The organism is Parafrankia sp. EAN1pec, assembly GCF_000018005.1.
Taxonomy (GTDB): domain Bacteria; phylum Actinomycetota; class Actinomycetes; order Frankiales; family Frankiaceae; genus Parafrankia; species Parafrankia soli.
This window is the reverse complement of sequence record NC_009921.1, coordinates 4780371-4800032: the sequence shown is the minus strand read 5'-3', so window position 1 is coordinate 4800032 and position 19662 is coordinate 4780371. Positions and strand designations below refer to the sequence as shown.

The 19662-nt window shown below is 70.3% G+C and carries 24 protein-coding genes and 3 pseudogenes; 15 read left to right on the top strand and 12 right to left on the bottom strand.

The window, feature by feature from the left end:
- The first annotated feature begins 14 nt into the window (after positions 1 to 14).
- The gene (locus FRANEAN1_RS19525) at positions 15 to 410 is read left to right on the top strand and encodes a hypothetical protein (protein ID WP_020461546.1); all 396 of its coding nucleotides are present in this window, start codon (positions 15 to 17) and stop codon (positions 408 to 410) included.
- On the opposite strand, the gene FRANEAN1_RS19520 is transcribed toward FRANEAN1_RS19525, so the two are convergent.
- From FRANEAN1_RS19520 to FRANEAN1_RS19505, 4 genes are all read right to left on the bottom strand, one after another.
- Positions 403 to 825, bottom strand: coding sequence for a carbonic anhydrase (locus tag FRANEAN1_RS19520; protein ID WP_347176677.1), 423 nt, complete (start codon positions 823 to 825; stop codon positions 403 to 405). The two genes, FRANEAN1_RS19525 and FRANEAN1_RS19520, sit on opposite strands and share 8 nt — an antisense overlap.
- Positions 826 to 967: 142 nt before the next feature.
- Entirely contained in the window at positions 968 to 1531 is a 564-nt protein-coding gene (locus tag FRANEAN1_RS19515) for a DUF3558 domain-containing protein (protein ID WP_347176676.1), read from the bottom strand.
- 193 nt (positions 1532 to 1724) lie between these two features.
- Positions 1725 to 2252 (bottom strand): PH domain-containing protein, encoded by a 528-nt coding sequence (locus tag FRANEAN1_RS19510; RefSeq protein ID WP_235014067.1) that lies wholly within the window; start codon positions 2250 to 2252, stop codon positions 1725 to 1727.
- Between the two features lie 34 nt (positions 2253 to 2286).
- Positions 2287 to 2910, bottom strand: a complete 624-nt coding sequence (locus FRANEAN1_RS19505) for a LuxR family transcriptional regulator (RefSeq protein WP_041254394.1) — start codon at positions 2908 to 2910, stop codon at positions 2287 to 2289.
- Between the two features lie 62 nt (positions 2911 to 2972).
- Between FRANEAN1_RS19505 and FRANEAN1_RS19500 the strand changes: the two genes are divergently transcribed.
- Positions 2973 to 3752 carry a permease gene (locus tag FRANEAN1_RS19500; protein WP_198145336.1) on the top strand — a complete coding sequence of 260 codons (780 nt, stop codon included), beginning with the start codon at positions 2973 to 2975 and terminating at the stop codon, positions 3750 to 3752.
- Here FRANEAN1_RS19500 and FRANEAN1_RS19495 read toward each other — a convergent pair.
- The 4 genes from FRANEAN1_RS19495 to FRANEAN1_RS19485 form a co-directional block, all read right to left on the bottom strand.
- Positions 3688 to 4377 (bottom strand): DNA alkylation repair protein, encoded by a 690-nt coding sequence (locus FRANEAN1_RS19495; RefSeq protein ID WP_020461540.1) that lies wholly within the window; start codon positions 4375 to 4377, stop codon positions 3688 to 3690. The genes FRANEAN1_RS19500 and FRANEAN1_RS19495 overlap by 65 nt on opposite strands.
- Positions 4378 to 4504: 127 nt before the next feature.
- Positions 4505 to 4828: a hypothetical protein gene (locus FRANEAN1_RS19490; RefSeq protein WP_157472715.1), complete on the bottom strand. Its 324-nt coding sequence runs from the start codon at positions 4826 to 4828 to the stop codon at positions 4505 to 4507.
- A complete protein-coding gene (locus FRANEAN1_RS41290) occupies positions 4825 to 5625 on the bottom strand; it encodes a hypothetical protein (RefSeq protein WP_157472714.1) in 801 nt (266 codons plus the stop codon). The genes FRANEAN1_RS19490 and FRANEAN1_RS41290 overlap by 4 nt, the downstream gene beginning before the upstream one ends.
- Before the next feature lie 85 nt (positions 5626 to 5710).
- Positions 5711 to 6115 (bottom strand): phosphoglycerate mutase family protein, encoded by a 405-nt coding sequence (locus FRANEAN1_RS19485; RefSeq protein ID WP_020461538.1) that lies wholly within the window; start codon positions 6113 to 6115, stop codon positions 5711 to 5713.
- A gap of 1266 nt (positions 6116 to 7381) precedes the next feature.
- Between FRANEAN1_RS19485 and gvpO the strand changes: the two genes are divergently transcribed.
- The 9 genes from gvpO to FRANEAN1_RS19440 all read left to right on the top strand — a co-directional run bounded on the left by gvpO (position 7382) and on the right by FRANEAN1_RS19440 (position 13188).
- Positions 7382 to 7642, top strand: a complete 261-nt coding sequence (gene gvpO, locus FRANEAN1_RS19480; RefSeq protein WP_083788288.1) for a gas vesicle protein GvpO — start codon at positions 7382 to 7384, stop codon at positions 7640 to 7642.
- A 70-nt stretch (positions 7643 to 7712) separates the two neighbouring features.
- Positions 7713 to 8237, top strand: coding sequence for a gas vesicle protein (gene gvpJ / locus FRANEAN1_RS37235; protein ID WP_020461535.1), 525 nt, complete (start codon positions 7713 to 7715; stop codon positions 8235 to 8237).
- Positions 8212 to 9543 (top strand): GvpL/GvpF family gas vesicle protein, encoded by a 1332-nt coding sequence (locus FRANEAN1_RS19470; RefSeq protein WP_041254392.1) that lies wholly within the window; start codon positions 8212 to 8214, stop codon positions 9541 to 9543. The genes gvpJ and FRANEAN1_RS19470 overlap by 26 nt, the downstream gene beginning before the upstream one ends.
- Complete coding sequence (locus FRANEAN1_RS19465; protein ID WP_020461533.1) at positions 9536 to 9808, top strand: gas vesicle protein; 273 nt, start codon at positions 9536 to 9538, stop codon at positions 9806 to 9808. Before FRANEAN1_RS19470 ends, FRANEAN1_RS19465 begins: the two co-directional genes overlap by 8 nt.
- On the top strand, positions 9805 to 10212 hold the full coding sequence (locus FRANEAN1_RS19460) for a gas vesicle protein K (RefSeq protein WP_020461532.1): 408 nt from the start codon (positions 9805 to 9807) through the stop codon (positions 10210 to 10212). Before FRANEAN1_RS19465 ends, FRANEAN1_RS19460 begins: the two co-directional genes overlap by 4 nt.
- Positions 10209 to 10640 carry a gas vesicle structural protein GvpA gene (locus FRANEAN1_RS19455; RefSeq protein ID WP_020461531.1) on the top strand — a complete coding sequence of 144 codons (432 nt, stop codon included), beginning with the start codon at positions 10209 to 10211 and terminating at the stop codon, positions 10638 to 10640. The genes FRANEAN1_RS19460 and FRANEAN1_RS19455 overlap by 4 nt, the downstream gene beginning before the upstream one ends.
- A 3-nt stretch (positions 10641 to 10643) precedes the next feature.
- The gene (locus FRANEAN1_RS19450) at positions 10644 to 11513 is read left to right on the top strand and encodes a GvpL/GvpF family gas vesicle protein (RefSeq protein WP_020461530.1); all 870 of its coding nucleotides are present in this window, start codon (positions 10644 to 10646) and stop codon (positions 11511 to 11513) included.
- Complete coding sequence (locus tag FRANEAN1_RS19445; protein WP_020461529.1) at positions 11510 to 12199, top strand: hypothetical protein; 690 nt, start codon at positions 11510 to 11512, stop codon at positions 12197 to 12199. The genes FRANEAN1_RS19450 and FRANEAN1_RS19445 overlap by 4 nt, the downstream gene beginning before the upstream one ends.
- Complete coding sequence (locus tag FRANEAN1_RS19440; RefSeq protein WP_020461528.1) at positions 12196 to 13188, top strand: SRPBCC family protein; 993 nt, start codon at positions 12196 to 12198, stop codon at positions 13186 to 13188. The genes FRANEAN1_RS19445 and FRANEAN1_RS19440 overlap by 4 nt, the downstream gene beginning before the upstream one ends.
- A gap of 76 nt (positions 13189 to 13264) precedes the next feature.
- On the opposite strand, the gene FRANEAN1_RS19435 is transcribed toward FRANEAN1_RS19440, so the two are convergent.
- The 4 genes and pseudogenes from FRANEAN1_RS19435 to FRANEAN1_RS42385 all read right to left on the bottom strand — a co-directional run.
- Positions 13265 to 13921 (bottom strand): Orn/Lys/Arg decarboxylase, encoded by a 657-nt coding sequence (locus tag FRANEAN1_RS19435; RefSeq protein WP_020461527.1) that lies wholly within the window; start codon positions 13919 to 13921, stop codon positions 13265 to 13267.
- A gap of 212 nt (positions 13922 to 14133) precedes the next feature.
- On the bottom strand, positions 14134 to 14451 hold the full coding sequence (locus FRANEAN1_RS41285; protein ID WP_157472713.1) for a hypothetical protein: 318 nt from the start codon (positions 14449 to 14451) through the stop codon (positions 14134 to 14136).
- Positions 14452 to 14854: 403 nt separating this feature from the next.
- Positions 14855 to 14956, bottom strand: a pseudogene (locus FRANEAN1_RS43710) (hemerythrin domain-containing protein); the annotation flags it as partial.
- A gap of 287 nt (positions 14957 to 15243) precedes the next feature.
- Positions 15244 to 15420: pseudogene (locus tag FRANEAN1_RS42385) on the bottom strand (NAD(P)-dependent oxidoreductase); the annotation flags it as partial.
- A gap of 225 nt (positions 15421 to 15645) precedes the next feature.
- Here FRANEAN1_RS42385 and FRANEAN1_RS19415 point away from each other — a divergent pair.
- From FRANEAN1_RS19415 to FRANEAN1_RS39200, 4 genes and pseudogenes are all read left to right on the top strand, one after another.
- Positions 15646 to 16614: a Rieske (2Fe-2S) protein gene (locus FRANEAN1_RS19415; RefSeq protein WP_020461524.1), complete on the top strand. Its 969-nt coding sequence runs from the start codon at positions 15646 to 15648 to the stop codon at positions 16612 to 16614.
- A gap of 355 nt (positions 16615 to 16969) precedes the next feature.
- A complete protein-coding gene (locus FRANEAN1_RS19410; protein WP_020461523.1) occupies positions 16970 to 17578 on the top strand; it encodes a hemerythrin domain-containing protein in 609 nt (202 codons plus the stop codon).
- A gap of 800 nt (positions 17579 to 18378) precedes the next feature.
- On the top strand, positions 18379 to 18792 hold the full coding sequence (locus tag FRANEAN1_RS19400; RefSeq protein ID WP_020461522.1) for a DUF2267 domain-containing protein: 414 nt from the start codon (positions 18379 to 18381) through the stop codon (positions 18790 to 18792).
- 384 nt (positions 18793 to 19176) lie between these two features.
- Positions 19177 to 19658 (top strand): annotated as a pseudogene (locus FRANEAN1_RS39200) (integrase core domain-containing protein); the annotation flags it as partial.
- Positions 19659 to 19662 lie beyond the last annotated feature (4 nt).

Here is a 19662-nt window from a genome sequence, read left to right as displayed (position 1 = left end):
AGGTACCACCCGGTATGGTCCCCGCGCCGGGTGAGACACCGGGCGACTGGTGGGGCAACACCGGCGCCGAGGAGGCGCGGGCCGCCACAGCGCGGGCGGCCGGGTACGGCACCGAGTTCGATCCGGAGGTGTACTTCCTGCACGATCTGCCGCGCCAGGTCGCGGCCGACGGTGAGGCCCACCAGCGGGCCGAGAGCGCCGCGGTGTTCGCCTCGACGTGTGACCTCGACGCCTGGCCCGACGTCCCGACCCGGGTCGCCGCCGGCGCCGACGACCGGTTCTTCCCGGTCGACTTCCAGCGGCGGGTCGCCCGGGAACGGCTGGGCGTCGAGGCGGACACGTTGCCCGGCGGGCACCTCCTCGCGCTGAGCCAGCCGCAGGCGCTCGTGGGCTACCTGCTCGCTACTTGACCTCGGTCAGGCTGCCGTCCCGCACCGAGTAGACGAAGCCGCGCACCGCGTCGGTGTGCGGGATGAACGGGCTCGACCGTATGCGGGCGATGGACTGGCGGACATCCTCGTCGAGGTCGTCGAACGCCTCGGCCGCCCAGGGCGGGCGGATGCCGGTATCCGCGGCGATCTGCGCCTTGAACTCGTCGTCGGTGAACGTCAGCATGCCGCAGTCGGTGTGGTGGATCAGGATGATCTCCCGGGTGCCGAGCAGGCGGTAGATGTTCAGCCGGGCGTCCATGCAGGCCACGACCGCGACGCCGAGCTCGGGCAGCCGCGGCAGGTCACCCTGGTCGAAGCCGCGAGCATGGGTCTCGACGTTCGCGAGAAGATCGTCCGTCGCGGTAAAGATCAGCACCTCTCCGGTCGGAGCCACCAGCCGGGGCCCCTGTTGCGGCCACATTCCTACCGGACCAGTGAAGAAGTCAACCGCCCGTCCCGCACCTCCGACGTGGCCGGGCCGGGGGCAGGCTTCGGATTCGGGCCAATTTCTGGCACCACACCCATGTCCCGGGTGGTCAGATCCGGTCGGAAACCGTGCCCGCCAGGTCCTCGAGTGGCCCGTTGTTTTCCGCCGGGTCGTTGCTGCGCACCAGTTTGACCGATACCCAGCGTCCGGCCTTGTTGACGAAGATCCCCCCATCCTCGATATATGCCTCGTCGCCAACTCCTGACAACGGGCGGAGATCGTGGCCTATGCCACGCTCGGCGGTAAGATAATTCTCGGCAGTTTCCCCGACGAAAATCTCAACCTGGGCCGTTGGCCCGCTGGGTGGCGCTGTATAGGTGCACGTCTCGGCCAGCAAAACGGGGCTGTTGAGCGACGTGCCGGCAAGTTTCTCGGCCTCCGACTTGGACACGAACGCGCAGGGGTTCGCACCCACGCCGGCCGACGGCAGCGTCGGTTCCGCAGGCTTGTTTCCGCTGGTGGCCGGCGTGCCCTGTTGCCCGGGTGCGGGCGAAGGCGTCGCCTCCGCATCCGAGGTACCGCACCCGGACAAGCCGAGCGTCACGAGGACCGCGAGTAGGGGCAGCACCGCGCGGCCTCCGACGTAAATACGATTCAGTACAGGAAGATCCACGCTGGCCCCCATTTGTCGGCGCCCGCCACCGCACTGGAACACTTGACGGGCACGAGTAGATTACTCCTGGACCTACCGATCCTGTGACGGTATGTACGCCCGCCCCCGGGAAGTAGCGGCCCGAAAGCTGACAGCGACATTCGCGGGAGATCTTCGAGTTCCTCGCCCCGCGAGGCTGTCATCGACGCGGGCCTCACCCGGGTCGGAGCAGGCGGGCCATCTTGCCCTCGAACTCCTCACGGGTGAGAACGCCTGCTTCTCGCAGCTCACCGAGCCTGCGCAGCCGATCATTTAGGTCCGGATCGCCAGGCGGAACGGCGACGGGAGTCGGAGCGGGTGACGCCAGGCCAAGACGGTTCCGGATCAGATCCGCGATCTCCCTGCCGGCACGCTTGTTCACGTTCGTGATCTCCGCCTGGCTATCCGATGCGAGAACGACAATTTTTCCCAGTACCAGCCCGGCAGCCCACTCCACCGAGGAGACGTTCCTCAGCGGGAATTCCTCGCTGGCCCTCCGCTTCCGACCTTCCAAAACGAACAGCAGGCGGCGATCAGTAAGTACCACAAGTCCACCGCCCTTACCGCACGAGCCCCTGGCCAGGCGCTCGACGCGTTCACCCTCCCACAGGTGTTCCGCAAGGTATTTGATCTCTCGGCTGCTCCTGCTCCTGAGCCGCATCTTCTGTTTGGCCTGCTCGATGTCCTCACGCAGCTGCGACATGCCCGGATCCCCCTGACCGACACGTTATGATTCCTCACCCTCCACGACAGCGTGAGGAAAGTCGACCAGTGGGCAGCGCGGGCCCCCGTCGGCGAGTTCCGTCCCGCGGACGAGACGTCACATGCAGCTTCCCGAACACGGCGCGCAGGTGGTGTTCGACGGTCTTCTCACTGAGGACGAGCTCCCGGGCAACCTGACGGTTGGTGAGACCCGCGGCGACCAACTTCGCGACGGCGAGCTCCAGCGTGGTCAACCGGGATGCGTCCCGTTCCCGGCGACGGCCCTCCCGAGGTGTCCATCCGCATGCGACCAGTTCGCTCTCGCAGCGGTCCAGATATGGACGGGCGTCCAACAGGGTGAAGGTGTCGTGGGCGGCCTGTAGCTGCCTGACCGAGTCTGCGGGCCGGCCTGCCCCGCGTAGGAAGCTGCCGTAGGAGTGGCGGAGCAGCGCCCGTTCAAAGGGCAGCTCGATCTGCTCTGCCTCAGCGAGGCCCGCGCGAAAGGCTGCGTCGGCCGCGCCCGGGTTGTCGCGGAGCGCTTCCAGGTTGCCGCGGTTGCGGGCAGCGGCTGCCATCGCGGAGCGGCGCCCTCGCCGCCTGGCCGCCGTCTCGAACCGGATCAGAACCTGCTCGGCCCGTTTGAGGTCGCCGACCTCCACCAGCGCAGGCGGTGTCCGCTGCTCGACAGCGTCCCCGCGGCAAGGACGCCCACACTGGGCCGGTGAGCGAGGCGCACGACCCGCCATCCGGCCGCCCGCCAGGTGCCCCGGTCACGGTGCGGGCGTTACCCGGGCAGTTCACCGAGGCGTTCGGCGTGGCGCTCCTGCCCGCGGTCCTGGTGGGGACGGTTCCGGCGCTGCTCCTGGGCCTGTCGGCGAACGCCGGGGCGGGGATCGCGGCGGCCGGGTGGTTGCTGCTCACCCCGCTGCTGTGGTGGGGCACGTCGATCCGCTTCGAGCCCGCGGGGCTCGTCGTCGCCCGCCCGTGGCACCGGCGGCGCATCGCCTGGTCCGAGGTGGTCCACGCGACGTGGACGTTCACGGCGGACTCTGCCAGCGGCGACCGGGAACGCTGGGCGGCCGTCGTGGTCCGGCGTGCGCGGCGCGGCGGCCCGTCCCTCGCGCCGGCCGACCCCCCGACCCGGTTCGGGGACTATGTCCGGTGGCGGCGGGCGAACCTGCGGACCCGCCGGCTACCGATCAGCTTTCCCGAGCGCCGCCCGCCGACCCCGAACGCTCCGCCGCAGCTCGACGACGCCCCGCGGGGACGGATCGGGCGCCACGCGCGGCGCACCCGCGAAGCCGTCCGCGAGCAGCTCGCCGCCCACGGCCACCCCTGCCCTGATCCCATCAGCGAGACCGAATGCCGCAATCGCTCATCTCTCGCTTCTGCGCGATTGCGGCCCGGTTGGTCCGCCGGCGCAGGTACGAGACGGATCAGCCGATGTTCTTCAGCGCCTCGCGACGGGACAAGGGCGACAGGGCGTCGCCGCGAGCGGTGACGAAACGGCGGACCTCCGCCGGGTCGGTCCAGGCGTACTGGCGCAGCGCCCAGCCGATCGCCTTGCGGATGAAGAAATCCCTGTCGTCGAGGTTCGCGTCGATGCAGGCGTACAGGAGGTCAAGGTCGGTCGCTGCCTTGAACGAAAGCTGGCAGATGATCGACGTGCGGCGCCGCCACAGGTCGCCGTCGCGGCTCCAGCGCAGTACCACGGGACGGATCGCGGCGGGGTCGGCGGCGAGCAGTGGGCCGACCCGGTGGGAGGCGATCTCGTCCACGTAGTCCCACCAGGCGCCGGTGACGACCATTTCCTCGTACATCTCCAGCGTCCCCGCCTGCTGATAGGCGCGATAGGCGCGGTGACCGGTCAGGTCGATCGCCGCGTACCGCTCCTCCCGGTATGCGGCCTCCCGCCACAGCGCGAGGGCGGTCGCCGTCCAGCCGAGCGGGTCCGCCAGCGTCCGCGCGGCGAAGACGGGGCGCAGCACCCGCGTCCGGACAGGTTTCGGCACACCGCGGTAAGGCATGTCCGACTTCATGTACGCCTGCATGCCGGGCGCCCTCGCCGGATCGGCGGCACCCGCGAGCGCTGCCCGCACTTCCGCCACCAGCCAGCCATCGACCACACCGTCACCTTGCCTGTCCACGGCTCGACATACTGCCCGCCATGACCGACCAGCAGCTCGCGGCCATCCTCACCGGTTCGGCCGACGCCCCCAGCCAGGCTGCCGACTCGCCGACCGTCGGTCGCACCTATCCATCCGTCCCGCCGCGACGAACTCGCAGCCAGCGGAAGCCGTAGCCGTCCAGGTCGAGCTCGACGGCGCCGCCGTCACCGGCGACCAGGTCACCGCCGGCTCCATCCGCTCCGGCCAGTCTGACCAGCCGGTCGCCGCGCTCGACACCGGCGAGCGCGAGGCGTATGCCGGCGGGCTCCCTGCCGAGGTTGTGCACCGCGACGACGGTCTGGCCGTTGAGATCGGTACGGTGCGCGAACACGGACGGGAGATCGGCGCAGTCGAGCACCGTGCAGGTGCCCCAGGCGAACTCCGGACAGCGCCGGTACGCACGGATCATCGCGGTGAACCAGGACAGCAGTGAGCCGGGGTCGTCCTGCTGGGCCGCGACGTTGACATTCGCCGGCCCGAAGTCGCCTTCGACGACGGGTCCGACCAGTCGGTCGGGCCCGGCGGTCGAGAACCCGCCATTGGGACCACCGGTCCACTGCATCGGGGTGCGCACCGCGAGGCGGCCCTCGGCTTGTCAAGCGTCAGCTCGTCGTGGTTGCGCACGAAGGTCGCCCAGTGCCCGTCCTTCGGCGCGACCGGCCGCTCCCGCAGGGCCGTGGCGAGCGGGGTGGCGTCCTCGCGGGCCAGGGCCGCGTCAATCGCGGCCTCGCTCGGCAGCGTCACCATGATCCGCACATCATGCTCGGGTGGCGGCGGGCCCAGCAGCGCGCCGGCGTTCGCCTCGATCCGCTGCCAGCCCTCGTCGTAACTCGGGATGCCGGGCTCGACATCGACAGCATCAGCAGCGAGGGCGGTACCTGACCCGAGTGAGCCACGCAGACTGTCCATGACAGCGTGCAGGCTGGCCGCGACGCACGGCTCGCACCGGCCGAGTGAAGAAAGGCCGCGCCGTGTGAGCTCCCCCTGAACGGCCCGAATGTCGCGGCTGCGCAGCGCCAGATAGTGGAGCATATTGCGGGCGCTGCCCCGATGCCGCGGGTGCACCGTTTCAAGGTCAGCGCGCCGCGCCCGCTCCGCCCGGTACAGATCCGCCTGGATGGCCGCCAGTTCGTCGAGCAACAGCAACCCGGCGTCGTCGCCCTGCTGCCTGCCGTCGCCGCGCCCCGTCTCATTCGCCGAAGTCATCCGTCGCCGTTCCCCGCTTGCTACCCGCCTGCCGGGACCGCTGGGCCCCGCGGTCAGGTCGTCCACCACACGTTAATCGTGGGCTTCACCATCTGATCCGTTCGCCGTGCGTACACAGCACGCTGTCCTCGACCTCGTCCGAGGCGAGCAGATCCAGCAGGCTCTCCGCGGAGCCCTCGACACCGAGCACCGCGCAGCGGCGCAGGGGCAGTGCCCGGTCCACGGCCAGCGGGGCAACCGTCTGCTCGCAGCGCAGGGCCGGGCTCGTGAGCACCCGACGGACCGGCAGGTCACGGACCACGACGCCGGCGAAGGCCTTCGCCTGGCGGATTCCACGCGCGGTGAGCGGCCGGGCGGCGTCCACCCCCGTCCAGCCGTTCTTCGGCAAGGCCAAGGCATGCCGGACGATCACCACGGTGCGGGGATGAGTCGCACCACCGGTATCGACAGCGCCGCGGCCAAGGCACGCGGGGGCGGTCCGGTCGGACATGGTGCTCCTGTCGAGGTTGTCGGCGACCGGTTCCGGTCTATGGCGCCTACAAAGGGGTGCGGCGGTCGGCACGAAAGGTCGTACCCGCGCTGGAGGATTCACGCTCCTCAGTGGACTGTCCGGTTTCGCCGTGCACGATCACCGATCCGGTGCCGGGCCGCACGGGGACGGGGACCGCCTTACCCGCCTTACCGGTCTCGTCCGGACCGCCGGCGAGATCGGAGCTGATGTCACCGGCCCGGGAGCGTTGCGCAGCGCGAACCACAGCGCCGTGAGCAGGACCAGCAGGACGAGGGTGACCACGCTCGCAGCCAGCGGCTGAAGGGGTATCTGTGTAAGCCCGTACACCCCCGCCGCGCAACCGGCCGCGAACGGGATCGTGACAATCCAAGCAACGATCAACCGGGAGAACACCGACGATCTGCTGACCCGCTTCGCCACCGGCGCCGCGCCGGTGGACGCCTTGCGAACCCGCAGCTCGCCCGCGCCCACGGCGTGAGGGCCCGCCAGGCCGCGCTCGACCGGTACGGCCTCAACCGCTTCCTGCGGGACTGGGATGCCCCTGCTCGGCGACGCCGCCACGAACCGCTGACCGACTGCCCTGCGCCGACAACGAGTTCCCGCGCCGGCTCCCCACGCAGACTGTCCCGTCCCGGGACATCTGTCTCGACGCACGGGATACGGGACTCTCGACAATGCCGCCACGACACCTGGCGCGACGCGGAATATGCTCGCGAAATGCATCAGGGAAGTCAGCGACCCGAGGAGTTTCAGCCAGATTCCGTGGCTCCGCCAGGTCGAAAAAAGGGACCCTTCCAGGTAAATCCGGTAGAACAGATGCTGATATTGCTCGGAATAGAACAGGATTTTCCGGAGGAGGACCCACCGATAGCCCGGCCTCGGTAGTCAGTCGCTCCGGATGCCGTCATGCCCTGACTGTTCCCGCCGGCCGGGCCCCGATACGCCCGGCCGACCGCCGGTCGGCCGACTGTGCCCGATCAGGCCAGGAGAACTCACGGCGCGGGGGGCAGGAAACACCCAGACCTCGGGAAACACCCGAACCGCCATCCAAGGATAATTCGGCCAGAATCCGGAAGAGGAATCCCATCGCGGGCCACGGGTTTGCGGCGGCTTCCGCCGGGCAGGGCGGCCACACGTAGGAATTTTCATCGGCCGCCGCCATGAACCCGAGGAGCGGCCGACAGACCACATGTAGGTGTCATGCCACGCGACGGCTCGGCGGATGACGGCGGACGAGCGCGACAGATGGCTGGAAATGACGGACTCGCGGCTGTCGTCAGCCGTTCGCTGGCGGAGTTCGGAACTCTCGTGGGGCAGGATCCCGAGCGAGTCACCGGAGCACGCCGGACGGACTCTGGATGGTCGTTGCTGGTCGATCTCACCGAGCTGGAACGCATCCCGTCGACGACCAGCGTGCTCGCCACCTACCGGCTCGACGTCGACGAAAGGGGCTGTCTGGTGGGTTATGAGCGGCTGCGGAGGTTCGTGCGCGGCGCCACCGACTGAGCACGTACACGGCCGATATGGGTAGGTAAGCCGGAGACTCGGCACGGCGGAATTCGGAAGAACGTGAGTCATGACGGTCGATCGCGGCTCTCTTGCCGGTCCCCCGCGGTTGCGCGCGCTGAGCGGGCCGCGCTCGGACTCTCTCGCCGATGTACTGGAGAGAGTTCTCGACAAGGGAGTAGTGATCGTCGGCGACGTCGTCATCAGCGTTCTTGACGTCGAGTTGCTCACGCTCAAACTGCGGCTTTTCATCGCATCAGCCGACACCGCACGCGAAATGGGTCTGGACTGGTGGACCACCGACCCCTTCTACAGCCGTGAGGCGCGATCGTTGCAGCAGGAGAAGGAGCGGGAACTGCGCGACGAGACCATGCGGGCGCTCCATGCGGAGAACGAGGAACTGCGCTCCAGACTCGCCGTTCTCGAGAGTTCGGTGCGGGAGCGTCTCCCGTTCCGGGAGGCGGCCGCGGTCGAATCCCGGGCAGAGCCGTCCACCGGAGCCCCGGTGGAGGTGGCCGCCCGCCGCGACGAGCCGCGGCCGTTCTGGGCGCGGGACGCGGAACGGAGGCATGACGGTGGCCCCGGAAGACGCTGACTTCGGCAGCCTCGACGAACTGGCGGTCCAGCTCGCGCCGGGCGTCCTGGACGAAGCTGTGGCCGAAGCCCGCGAGGTCGCGCGTGGGCAACTCGCCCGACTCCTGGCGCGGGAGATCACCAGAGCCGCCTGCGAGCGGGGGGTGGCGAGCGCGACATGCTCCTCGCCGGCGGGCGCAGGCCGACGGGAGCACAGTGAGCACCGCCAGGCCCACCGCGACGGCCCGGTGCCAGCCGGCCACGGCGGCCCCGGGCCAGGCAGCCGCGACGGGCAGTCGCCCGGGGGCGTCGAGCGGGCCCGGGCGCTTTACGCCTACGGGATCGTCCCCGCCGGTACCGACGTTTCGGGCCTGCCAGGCCTCGCCGAAGGAACGACTGTCTGTGCCGTCACTCGCGGCCAGGTCTCGCTCGTGGTCTCGGCCATCGACCCGGAGCTGCTGCGAGACGTCGAGGAGGACCTGTCGGAGACGGGACGTCTCGCCACCCTGGCCCGCGGCCACGATCAGGTCCTGCGGGAACTGCAGGATCTCGCGCCCGTGCTGCCGCTTCGGTTCGGGACCGTCCTCCCCGGCGAGAGCGAGGCAGCCGTCGTCCTCGACGATCCCGATACCGAGCTGCCGCGCGCCCTCGACGCGCTCCGCGACGCGCGCGAGTGGGGATTCCGGATCGACGCCGCGGGACCGACCGAACCCCCCGCGAGCGGCGTCTTCCGGTCCACAGGCGCGGGCGAGTCGACCAGGGCCACGCCCTGCGCGGCGGGCGCCGCGGACGCGGGGAACATCGCTCGTCCGGGTGCGGGCACCGCGTACCTCTCGGCCCGCCGGGACGAACTGCGTGAGGAGGAGCGACGACGCGAGGAGACAGCCCGGCTGGTCGAGTGGACGCACCGGGAGCTGCTGGTCCACGCGCGTGACGTGGCCCGCCGTCCTGGCCGGCCGGACAGGGTCTTCGACTGCGCTTACCTCGTCGACCGCGACGAAGAGGAGGGATTCCTCGACACGGCGGAGCGGCTGGGTCCGCCGCTGGAGGAGGCCGGGTACGTCGCCGCGGTGACCGGGCCGTGGCCGCCCTACTCCTTCGTCCATCTGACACTGGGCGGGGACGGCAGGAGCGGTTCCGACCGCGGGTCGGGTTCCGCCGGGGCGGGCCCGGCGGAAGCGCCCCGCGCGACAGCGCCCCGCGCGACAGCGCCCCGCGAGGGAACAACTCGCGTTGCGGCGGAAGCGGCGCCCGTCCGGTTCTCCGTCCCGACCGGGGATCGGCCGGGTGACGATCCAGAGTTCGAACCAGGTGAGGAGCGTGGCTGATCAGCGATTCGTCCCGACACCGCGGTACCGGGGCGGTGGCGTCGGTACCCGGCAGCGGCCGGGGGACCGCCCGGGAGGGCGGCCCGCCCGCAACTCGGCGCAGCCGCTCGCGGACCTGCTGGACAGGCTGGTCGACACCGGCGCGGTCGTCAGCGGCGACGTGGTCGTCGCCCTCGCCGGCGTGGACCTCCTGAGGATCGATCTTCGTCTGCTTCTGGTAGGCGTCCAGACCGCACTCGAGGGAACCGGCGAGGTCTGGCCATGACGACCGCCGGGCGCGGTGACGACCGGCGCCTGCGGCTCGACGCGGACCCGCAGGACGTGGGGCGCGGGCTCGGCCAGCTCGTGGTGGTCGTCCTGGAACTGCTACGCGAGGTGCTGGAACGACAGGCCATCCGCCGGATGGAGGGCGGGGGGCTGACCGCCACGCAGATCGACGACCTCGGCCACGCGCTGCTGGAGATTCGCGCCAGCCTGGTACAGGTCCGTGAGTCGCTGGGCCTGTCAGCGCAGGAGACCGAAGCCGCCTTCGCTCGTGCCGGCCAGCTCCTGGCCGCGGACGACGACTGGGCCAACGCCAGAACCAGGTCAGCCGTCCCGGAGGCGGGTGAACCCAGGGCAACCGTCCGGAGGCCGGGCCTCCGGGAGAAGGCGAGGACAGCGCCATGACCGTCGCCAGCTATCCCATGGGACGGGCGCCCAGGCCGAGCGGACTCGCCGACGTCCTCGACGTCGTACTTGACAAGGGCATCGTCATCGACGCCTACGTGCGCGTCGCCCTGGTGGGCATCGAGATCCTCACCATCGACGCGCGCATCGTGATCGCCAGCGTCGACACCTACCTCCGGTTCGCCGAAGCCGTGAACCGGCTGGACATCCAGCCCAAAGAACAAGTGGGAGGGCTGCCGGGGCTCATGCGCGAGGTCACCGAGGGCTCGTCCCGGCACCGCGTCAAGGGAGCCCTGGGCGGGATCAGGGACACCGCCGAGGACGTCGCCGAGGCGCTGCGCGGATCGTCCTCCTCCGACCAGAACGGGCGCGGGATGCCTGCCGAGCGGGTCGCGCCCGCCGAGCGCCGCGGCGGCCGGGAGGGGTGAGCCATGCCTGTCGTGCTGTACGGAATCGTCCGGGCAGGCCATCCCCTCCCGGACCCGGACCCGGATCCGGACCCGGACGCGGCGCTCGGCATCGGCCATCCGCGCGCGCCACTGCGGCTGGTGCGTTCGGGCCCCCTCGCCGCGGTCGTCAGCGGGACGGCGGACATCGGCGAGCTCGGGGAACAGGAGGCCGTCAGACACCTGGAGATCCTCCAGCGGCTGCTCGTCGACGGCCCGGTGCTGCCGGTACGGCTGGGAACGGTCGCGCCGGACGACGGCGCCGTCCGGACGGAGGTACTCGAACCGGTCAGTGACAGCCTTCCCGAGCAGCTGGACGCGATCGACGGTCTGGTCGAGCTGCATGTCGACGTCGAAGAGGCGGAACAGACCGAGCTCGCGGAGGCGGTGGCCGCCACCTCGCTGGCCCACGCCCCGCCCCCGGAGGACCTGGACGGCCGGATCCAGCTGGGGCAACAGATCGCGGAACTCGTCGTCGCGCGCCGCACGGAACAGGCGCGGGCGATTCTGGACGAGCTGCGCCCGCTGGCACACGCGGACCGGCCACGCAGGCACCACGGGGGGCCGGAGGATCCCGCTCTCAGCTGGGCGTTCCTCGTCCCCGCCGACGCACTGGCCGACTTCGACGCCGCTGTGGAGCGGATCCGTGCGACCCGTCCGCACCTGACCGTCGAGTACGTCGGACCGCTACCCGCGGTCGACTTCGTCGAGTTCCCCGCCCGAGTACTCACCGAAGCCCGCGAGGCCGCCGCGGACGGCGGCTCCTTCGGCGGGTCGGGCCGATGGGGCTGGGGCGAGGACAGAACCGGGTCTGACCGACCGAGCAAGGCCCGGGAGAGAGAGGAGCCTCGATGATCAACGTCAAATGTGCCCTGGCACTCGCGGGAGGTTATGTCCTCGGCCGGACGAGGAAGGCCAAGGCGGCCATCGGCCTCGGGCTGTGGATCTCCGGTCGCAATTATCACGCGAAGGACGTCGTGCGCGACCAGGTGGTCCGGCTGTTGCGCTCCGCGGACGGCGAACAGCTGATCAACCAGATCAGGGGGCCGGCCACGGAAGCCGGCCGGCGCGCCGCGGTGGCGGTGTACGAGGCCCAGATCGATCGACTCTCCGATGCGCTGACCAAGCGCACGGAACGGCTGGCAGCGACGCTGGGCGACTCGGAGAAGGTTGTCCGAGACTCGGAGAAGGTTGTCCGGGAGGGAGCCGAGGCCGCCATCGAAGGCGTCGTCGGTGCCGTGACGCCCGGTAAGCTCCGTGATCGCAAAGGCGGCGGTCAGCCGTCCTCGGAGCGCGCCGACGAACGTGGCCCGAGCGGCAACGGCACGGTCGACGAGGACCGCGCTGAAACACAGACCGCCACCGGCCGCGACAGGACGGAAACAGGCCGCGCGACCGATCAGGACGACAGCGACGAGGGCGGGACGGAGCCCGCCGCCGAGCGGCGGGTCCCGGACAGGTCCGCCGGACCGCGCCGGGACACCGGCCGCGAACCACTCGAGCGGGCGGCGCAGGGATCCACCGGTGGAGGTGCGCGATGACCCGGACGACGGAGCAACCACACGGCCTGGTCGGCGCCCTCCTGCGCAGTCCGGCGAGCAAGAGGCTCGCCGACCAGGCGGGAGACCTGGCGAAGGCGGGCGGCAGCCGGCTGGCCGGGCGGGTCGGTGAGCGACTCACCTCCAGCACGGACAAACTCAACGGTCTCAGCGACTCCGGCGGGCGGATCTCGTCGCTCGCCGAGGGCGCCGGGAGACTGGTCGAGGGCCAGTCTCCGCTGAAGGCGGCGGCCGGGACGATCATGTCGAACGTCAAGGACAAGGTGAAGGGGGCCCTCGGCGCCGCCAAGGGCAGGGCCGGCGGGAAGAGCGGGCCGCCCAAGGCGATGAACATCGAGGAGGCCGTGGACGTCGGCGTCCCGGTGTCGGTCGCCTACGACCAGTGGACGCAGTACCCCGAGTTCGCCAAGTTCATGAAAGGCGTCGAGGCGGTCGAGACCAAGAGCGAGACCGAACAGAACTGGCGGGTCAAGGTCTTCCGCTCCAGGCGCAGCTGGCAGGCAAAGGTCACCGAGCAGATCCCCGACCGCCGGATCGTCTGGACATCCGAGGGAGCGAAGGGCTCGGTCAAGGGCGCCGTCACCTTCCACCCGCTCGCCGACGACCTGACGCGCGTGCTGCTGGCGATGGAGTACTACCCCAGCGGGTTCATGGAGAAGACCGGCAGCCTGTGGCGCGCCGGTGGGCGACGGGCCCGGCTGGATCTGAAACACTTCCGCCGCTTCGTCATGTTCAGTGGGGAGGCCACCGGCTCCTGGCGGGGCGAAATCCGGGACGGCAAGGTCGTTCGCTCCCCGGACGAGGACCAATCCGAACCCCGCGAAACCCGGGAGGAGGCGCGGAGCTCGGAAACCACGCAGGCCGCACAGGACAGTGACGACCAGGGCGCGGCGACGTCCGGGGAATCCGAGGTGCGGGCCGGGTCGAAGTCCGACCAGCCCGCCGGTGCCGACGAGCCTGTCCGAGCCTGAGGCGGCCTCGTGGCCGGGCGTTACGGCCGTGTTCCGGGCCTCTTGCGCAGGGCCACATCGTCGCGGACGTCTTCCGTCAGGTTCGAGTGACCTGGATCGTGGCCAGCGCTCGGTCAGCAGCGTCGGGCACGGCCATGCCCGCTGAAACACCGCTGAGCAGGTAGCGCAGCACCGGTCCGGTGATGCGCTCACCCGGCGGTACCACCGGGACACCAGGCGGGTATGGGGTGAGTTGTTCGGCCGCGACCCAGCCCACCGCCAGCTCGGGTGGGACAGCTTCGGTGGGACCGAAGAAGGCATCGCGCGGCAGATCGACCGTCTCCAGCTCCAACTCGGTGGGGTCCGGTACCTCGACCGGCGTCGGGCGCTCGAGGTCGGGCGCGGCGTCGACAAGCCGACGCAGCGCGGCCAGCAGACGCCGCCCACTGCGGGCGTCGTCGGCGAAGGTGAACTGTGCACAGACCCGCCGATGATCACTCATCCCCATGTCCAGCTGGGCGTGCTGGCGTAACCAGTCCGCGGCCTGATAGCCGCTGATCTCCAGCCCCGCGGTGTCGATGACGATCTGAAGGCGGTCCAGGTCATGGGACGCCTCAGCGCCGCACAGCTCGTCGGTCATGACGTGCAGGCCCGGCAGCTGCTCTATACGAGCGCGTAAACCGTCGGCGTGATCGAGAGCGGCATGCAGCAGGGCGGAGCCCTGTTCCACCATCTGCCGGCGCCAGCCGTCCATTCAGCTTCCGCGACGAACCCACCTGAGGTCTGCCGGTCGTCAAGCCCGGACGTCGCGAGGACATCACCGCGGAACGCGTCGTCTCCCAGGACCGCGCGGACCCTGAAGTCAGCGAGCGCGTCCAGGATCGGTGTCTGTGCGTGACTCATCCCCCATCGATACCAACGACACACATTGCTCACCCAAGTTCCAGCTCTCCCGATGTGGCCCGCTTAGCGACGGACGCCGGTTCGCCGGTTGATCTCGTTGGCGAATCTGGTGTTTGTGGACAGATTCTCGAACGGCGGATTCGCGGCGTCCTCCGTCGCGATCAGGTCGGGCTGATTCCCGAACCGGACGGGGGAAACCGGATCGGTGGTGTCAGCCCCGGCCATGACCGGGGCTGCGTCTTCCGGCGGCATCATGGGCAGGGCTTCGTCTGGGCGGCCTGCGCCCCACTCGCCGGCGGACTCGCCAGACGGCGTTGCAACACGACTGCGCATGCGAGCAAGCCGCCCGACGGCAAATCCAGCCCAGAGCGCCGCCACCACGAGAAACGCGACCCCGCCATGAGCGTTCCCATGAGCCTCCGGGCACTGTCGTGAAAACATCTTTTACCTCTCGAGATCTTTAGTACCGGCAGGAGGTCCCGACCCACGGATTCTCCCGGAACTTTCGGCTGCGCACCGAAAACAGCGGGAATCGTGTCCGGCCCGACCGCGCGCCGCTAACCGCCCGGCCGGCTGCGGCGTCATCGCAGAAGTTTTACCCGGCCGTTCCTGCACCTGCTCCGGCCGCTGCTGTCCCCTGTCCGACGATGCCACCAGCCGCCTCTCTCACCTCGCCTGACTCCTGATCCCGGTGTGTTCGAGGCTAGCGCGCCTAAAACCTCGGGGCACCGGACGGGACGAGGAAGGGCCCCTCGCCGGCACGGCGGGGTTCGTCCCGCTGAGTCACATTCTCGATCAGGACGGTCGCCTTAGCGCTGAAACGTTCCGCGTCAGGCGGAAGAGCGGCGAGTTCCACGGCCAGCAGGTCAGCGACGTGGTGCTCCTGCGGGCCACGGCCGCGACACGCCGCTCGTGAGCCCGCTCCCGCCAGCAGCCATCCGCTCGACGGTTCCCGCTCCGGAAAGAGCCGCCGGCCTTGCTTCCGGCGGTCCCACCACACGTGAAGCCGCACGACTCCCTGGTTGAGCTCTGCGTTGAGACGGCCGGCGGACGAACGCCATCCCCGGCCGCCTCGTCATGTCCACCGCCTCGTCATGTCCACCGCGCCGACGCCAGGACAGCCCAGCAGGACGACATGCGTCAGGAAGGTGGGCAAGCGCCGCCTTCGTCACCGACCGCCCGCCCGATGCCGGAATCCCCACCGATGATCAGAGCGACCCGGCCGAGAAGCAGGTCCCGGCCCACATAGGCCGACATCTCGTCGGCTGGCCGCGGGCTCATCGCCGAGGTCTCGCCCGGCCACGTCTGCTGCTGCTCCTCGCGCTGCTGCCCGTTCCCGGAGGACGCCACTGCCGTACCTCCCGCATCACGGCTGATGCGTCCGTTCTGACCCAGGTCTGTTCGAAAGCCGCCAGCCGGAAGCAAACGGGAACGTGTGCCGGGCCTGGGCACGGGTACGCGTCCGTTGCACCGCCACCCGGCGCCAGCGGCTCGCCGGCAATCAGCCGATGCCGGTGGCGAGCGGCCGCTGCATCGCAACTGGCCAGGTCGTGAAGCGTGCGAGAAGAGGTCGACATGCGCGGATCCGAACGGCTGCTCGATCGGCTTGAGCGAGAGCAGAGGCTTGATGCCCCTGCGGAGGCAGTCTCGGGCTTCTGGTCGGCGGCGCTGCGCTCCGAACGGTTGCGCGATGTGCTCAGCGGCCGGCAGCTCGGGCATCCGCTGCATCCCGCGGCGATCCTCGTCCCGGCGGGGACGCTGCTGAGCGCGACGATGCTGGACACCACTGGTGGCGCCGCCCTCCGCCCGGCCGCGCGACGGCTCGTCGGACTCGGCCTGCTGTCGGCCGGACCAGCCGCGCTCGCCGGGTGGTCGGACTGGCTCGACACGAAGGGCGCCGAGCGCCGAGTCGGGCTCGTCCACGCCGCTTCCAACGTGGTGGGACTCGCAAGCTACGCGATCTCATGGCGCCAGCGTCGTCGCGGCGCGCGTGGGCTGGCCGCCAGTCTCGCGGGTGCGGCCGCCCTCGGCCTCGGCGGCTGGTTGGGTGGTCACCTCGCCTACGCGCTGGGGGTGGGGGTGGACACCACCGCGTTCCAGCGGGGGCCGGCCGAGTGGACGGACGTGCTGGCGACCAGCGAGGTCACCACGGAACTGCGGCAGGTCGAGATCGATGGGGTGCCGGTGCTGCTGACCAGGGTCAACGGTCAGGTCGTCGCGATCAGTGACCGCTGTACCCACCGGGGAGGCCCGCTGCACGAGGGCGAGCGCACCGGCGGCTGCGTGCGCTGCCCCTGGCACGGAAGCCAGTTCGAGTTGGCCTCCGGCGAGGTCGTCCAGGGCCCCGCCACCCGTCCGCAGCCGGTCTACGAGGTCCGCGAGACCGGCGGGCGGGTCGAACTCCGCCGCTCAGAGGTCCGGACCCTACGCGCCAACCCCGTCGGACCGTCGCCCAGCCCGGACGCACGGCTCCGGATCTCGACCGAAGGCCAGGCGGTGACCAGCGCGGCCATGCATCGCACGAGCCAGCACGGAATATGGTAGAGAAATTCAGCAGGGCAGGCAGGGAAACGAGGAATTCTGACTGGATACCGCTATTCCGGCGGATCAGAGAAAAGAACCCGTTAGGCAGCCCCCGTCGAACAGATACTGATACTGCTCGGGATAGGACACGATCTGCCCGAGAGGACGCACCGGGAACCCGGCTACGGTAGCCGCTCCGGCCAGCGGGGCGTGCGTGGCCCGCGCGCAGACAGTGACGCCGAGGCACCACCCCCGGCGATCTACCCGGGAGCAGCAGCGCGGGTGCGGTTTGGACCCGGGCAACCGGGCACGTCCAGATCTGTCCACCGAATCCGCCCCGCCTCGCCGAGCGGGGCATCACGGGATGGAGTGCCCGATGGCGATGAGCGAAGCCGAGGTCGAGCGTGCCCGCGCCGCCCAGCTGCCCGACGACGACGTTGTGGGTGTCCTGCTCCGTCAGCACGCCCACGTCCGTGACCTCTTCGCCGACATCCAGAGCACGACGGGCGAGCACAAGAAGCAGGCATTCGACGAGCTGCGCGCGCTGCTCGCGGTGCACGAGACGGCGGAGGAGATGGTCCTGCGGCCGGTGACCGCCGAGGCCGACCGGACCGTCGCCGAGGCCCGCAACCGGGAGGAGGACGAGGCCACCCAGGTCCTCAGGGTGCTGGAGAAGATGGACGTCAACAGCTCCGAGTTCGACCGCCGGCTTGCCGAGTTCGAGAAGGCCGTCTCCGATCACGCCGAGCACGAGGAAAGCGAGGAGTTCCCACGCATCCGCGCCGCCCGCACCGAGGACCAACTCGAACACATGGGCCGCCGGCTGCGCACCGCCGAGAAGATCGCTCCTACCCATCCGCACCCGTCCACTGCGGGGTCACCGGCGGCCCAGTGGACCATCGGCCCGGTCGCCTCGATCATCGACCGGGTGCGCGACGCGGTGCGGCCGTCACATCGACCGCCACGCGGCGGTCGGAGGGCATGACCGACAGCGACGGCACGAGACCCACCAGGGACGCGCCGACAAGTCCGGCTATCTCCAGCCCGCAGCCCGGTGCCGCCGAACGAACGCCCTGCGCGGCCGGGGCCGGTCGACTCGTGGCTGTCCGTGCTGCTCGTGACGCCCGGCCAGGCGGGGACGACGTCGGCCTCGTCCCAGGGCCCGAGCGCCCCCGAAGCAGCTGTGCGTGCCACGGCAGTCCGAGATACACGAGGCGCGCCCTCGGATAAGCGGCTCGCAGCCGAGAGCACGATGTCGGGTTCCGGGCCGAACGCACCGCGGGCGCCGCCGCGGTCACCTCCAAGCCGCACCCGACAGCGGCCTGGACGAGGGTTCGCAGACCGGCGCTGTCGACGCCGTCGTCGTCGGTGATCAGCGCGTGCATCAGCGGGGAACAGCCTCGGTGGCCGGGCAGATGGCTCGTGAGCACCGCGCCTGTCTTCCCGCCGAACGGCGCGCCCAGCCGGGCTTCGACGCCCAGAACCGTCATCAGGCGCGCGATCCACACCCCTGGGCTTCCTCACCGGGACTTCGGTCCTCGTCGGCTGAGGCATGCTCGCCGGCTTTGATCGCCACGCTCAGCCGCGGACCCGCCGGCGGTCCATTTCGCTCTTCGTCGCGCACATCGGGCGAGGACTGCGCCGTCCGCGAAGGCGGGACGGTTTCGCGCCCGGCGCCGCGGGGAGGGCGATGACGGAAGGAGCAGCTGACGGCGCATGGCCGCCGCCGAGGCCGGGATCCGGGTGTCGGGACCACCCCACAGGCCCGCTCGGAGCGTACCGCTGATGGGAGAGGTGAAGCTGTTGAAGCAGGACGAGATCGTCTCCGCCGTTCGCGGGACCGCCCGGATAGACAGCGTCGAGCACGCCGAAGCCGCCGTGCGGGCGACTCTGTCGGTACTCGGCGAGCGGTTGTCCGGCGGGGAGACCAAGGACCTGGCCTCCCAGCTCCCGTCGCCGTTCGCCCAGGCGCTGCCGCCAGCCGGCCGTGGCGAACGGTTCGGGCTCGACGAGTTCTATCGGCGCGTCGCCGAGCGGGAAGGCGAGGGCTGCGACGAGGCGCATGCCCGCCAGCATGCCCGGGCGGTGGTCGCGGCGCTGAAGGCGTCGATCAGTCCGGACGAGTTCGAGGACGTCGCTGGGCAGCTCCCCAGCGACTACGCCGACCTGCTGGGCCGCGAGCCGGTCATCCACTACTGACCACGGACCGCACGCCGCTGTGCGCTACTCGAAGCGGATCGCGCAGGTGGTTTACATGCGGTTGGGCAGGAACGGGCGCTCCGTCAAAGCGCGTCGAGTTTGTCGGCGCGGCCTGCCAGCTCGCAGTCCAGGGCGAGGTCGAGGTCGAGGACGCGGTGCGCGAACTGCTCGACGGCCCGCACGCCCGCTGCCCGCTGCCCGCTGAAGCGTTACAACGCCGGCCGTCCCGTCAAGGACAGCTCCGGCCGCTGCGATCGCGACGAACACCTCGCCGAGCCGGAGCGCTTGCACTGCTGATGGCAGCAGTCCGGGCCAAAGCCGGAGGTCATGCGCTGCGTGGCAGTGGAGCGGATCGCGATGCGGCCTCGGTGAGGCGGCGCTGCGCTCCGCCGGGTCCTGAAGACCCTCGGGTTGCCACCGGCTCCGAAACGGCAGACCGACACGACGTGGCGGCAGTTCCTGCTCACCCAGGCCTCGACCATGCTGGCCGTCGACTTCTTCCATGTGGACTGCGCCGTGACGCTGCGGCGGTTGTACTGCTTCTTCGTCCTGGAGGTCGGCTCCCGCACCGTCCACATCCTCGGGGTCACCGCCCACCCCGGACTCCGCGAGCGAACGCCTACGCGGAACGGTTCGCCCTAACCGTCCGGACCGAGGTCACCGACCGAATGCTGATCTTCGGTGAACGGCACCTGCACGCTGTCCTGGCCGAGTACGCACGGCACTACAACGGACGACGGCCCCACCGCGGCCGCGACCTTCAACCACCACGGCCCGACCACCCCGTCGCCGACCTGACCCAGGAACGGATCAAGCGCCAGCCCGTCCTCGGCGGCCTGATCAACGAATACGAACGAGCCGCCTAAAAAC

Coding starts and splice junctions, on each gene's coding strand:
- FRANEAN1_RS19400 (WP_020461522.1), top strand. CDS start 18,379: ATGGGAGAGGTGAAGCTGTTGAAGCAGGACGAGATCGTCTCCGCCGTT.
- FRANEAN1_RS19440 (WP_020461528.1), top strand. CDS start 12,196: ATGACCCGGACGACGGAGCAACCACACGGCCTGGTCGGCGCCCTCCTG.
- FRANEAN1_RS19490 (WP_157472715.1), bottom strand. CDS start 4,828: ATGATCCGTGCGTACCGGCGCTGTCCGGAGTTCGCCTGGGGCACCTGC.
- FRANEAN1_RS19445 (WP_020461529.1), top strand. CDS start 11,510: ATGATCAACGTCAAATGTGCCCTGGCACTCGCGGGAGGTTATGTCCTC.
- FRANEAN1_RS19435 (WP_020461527.1), bottom strand. CDS start 13,921: ATGGACGGCTGGCGCCGGCAGATGGTGGAACAGGGCTCCGCCCTGCTG.
- FRANEAN1_RS19450 (WP_020461530.1), top strand. CDS start 10,644: ATGCCTGTCGTGCTGTACGGAATCGTCCGGGCAGGCCATCCCCTCCCG.
- gvpO (WP_083788288.1), top strand. CDS start 7,382: ATGGCTGGAAATGACGGACTCGCGGCTGTCGTCAGCCGTTCGCTGGCG.
- FRANEAN1_RS19460 (WP_020461532.1), top strand. CDS start 9,805: ATGACGACCGCCGGGCGCGGTGACGACCGGCGCCTGCGGCTCGACGCG.
- FRANEAN1_RS19470 (WP_041254392.1), top strand. CDS start 8,212: ATGACGGTGGCCCCGGAAGACGCTGACTTCGGCAGCCTCGACGAACTG.
- FRANEAN1_RS19485 (WP_020461538.1), bottom strand. CDS start 6,115: ATGTCCGACCGGACCGCCCCCGCGTGCCTTGGCCGCGGCGCTGTCGAT.
- FRANEAN1_RS41290 (WP_157472714.1), bottom strand. CDS start 5,625: ATGACTTCGGCGAATGAGACGGGGCGCGGCGACGGCAGGCAGCAGGGC.
- FRANEAN1_RS19410 (WP_020461523.1), top strand. CDS start 16,970: ATGGCGATGAGCGAAGCCGAGGTCGAGCGTGCCCGCGCCGCCCAGCTG.
- FRANEAN1_RS19525 (WP_020461546.1), top strand. CDS start 15: ATGGTCCCCGCGCCGGGTGAGACACCGGGCGACTGGTGGGGCAACACC.
- FRANEAN1_RS19455 (WP_020461531.1), top strand. CDS start 10,209: ATGACCGTCGCCAGCTATCCCATGGGACGGGCGCCCAGGCCGAGCGGA.
- FRANEAN1_RS19510 (WP_235014067.1), bottom strand. CDS start 2,252: ATGTCGCAGCTGCGTGAGGACATCGAGCAGGCCAAACAGAAGATGCGG.
- FRANEAN1_RS19415 (WP_020461524.1), top strand. CDS start 15,646: ATGCGCGGATCCGAACGGCTGCTCGATCGGCTTGAGCGAGAGCAGAGG.
- gvpJ (WP_020461535.1), top strand. CDS start 7,713: ATGACGGTCGATCGCGGCTCTCTTGCCGGTCCCCCGCGGTTGCGCGCG.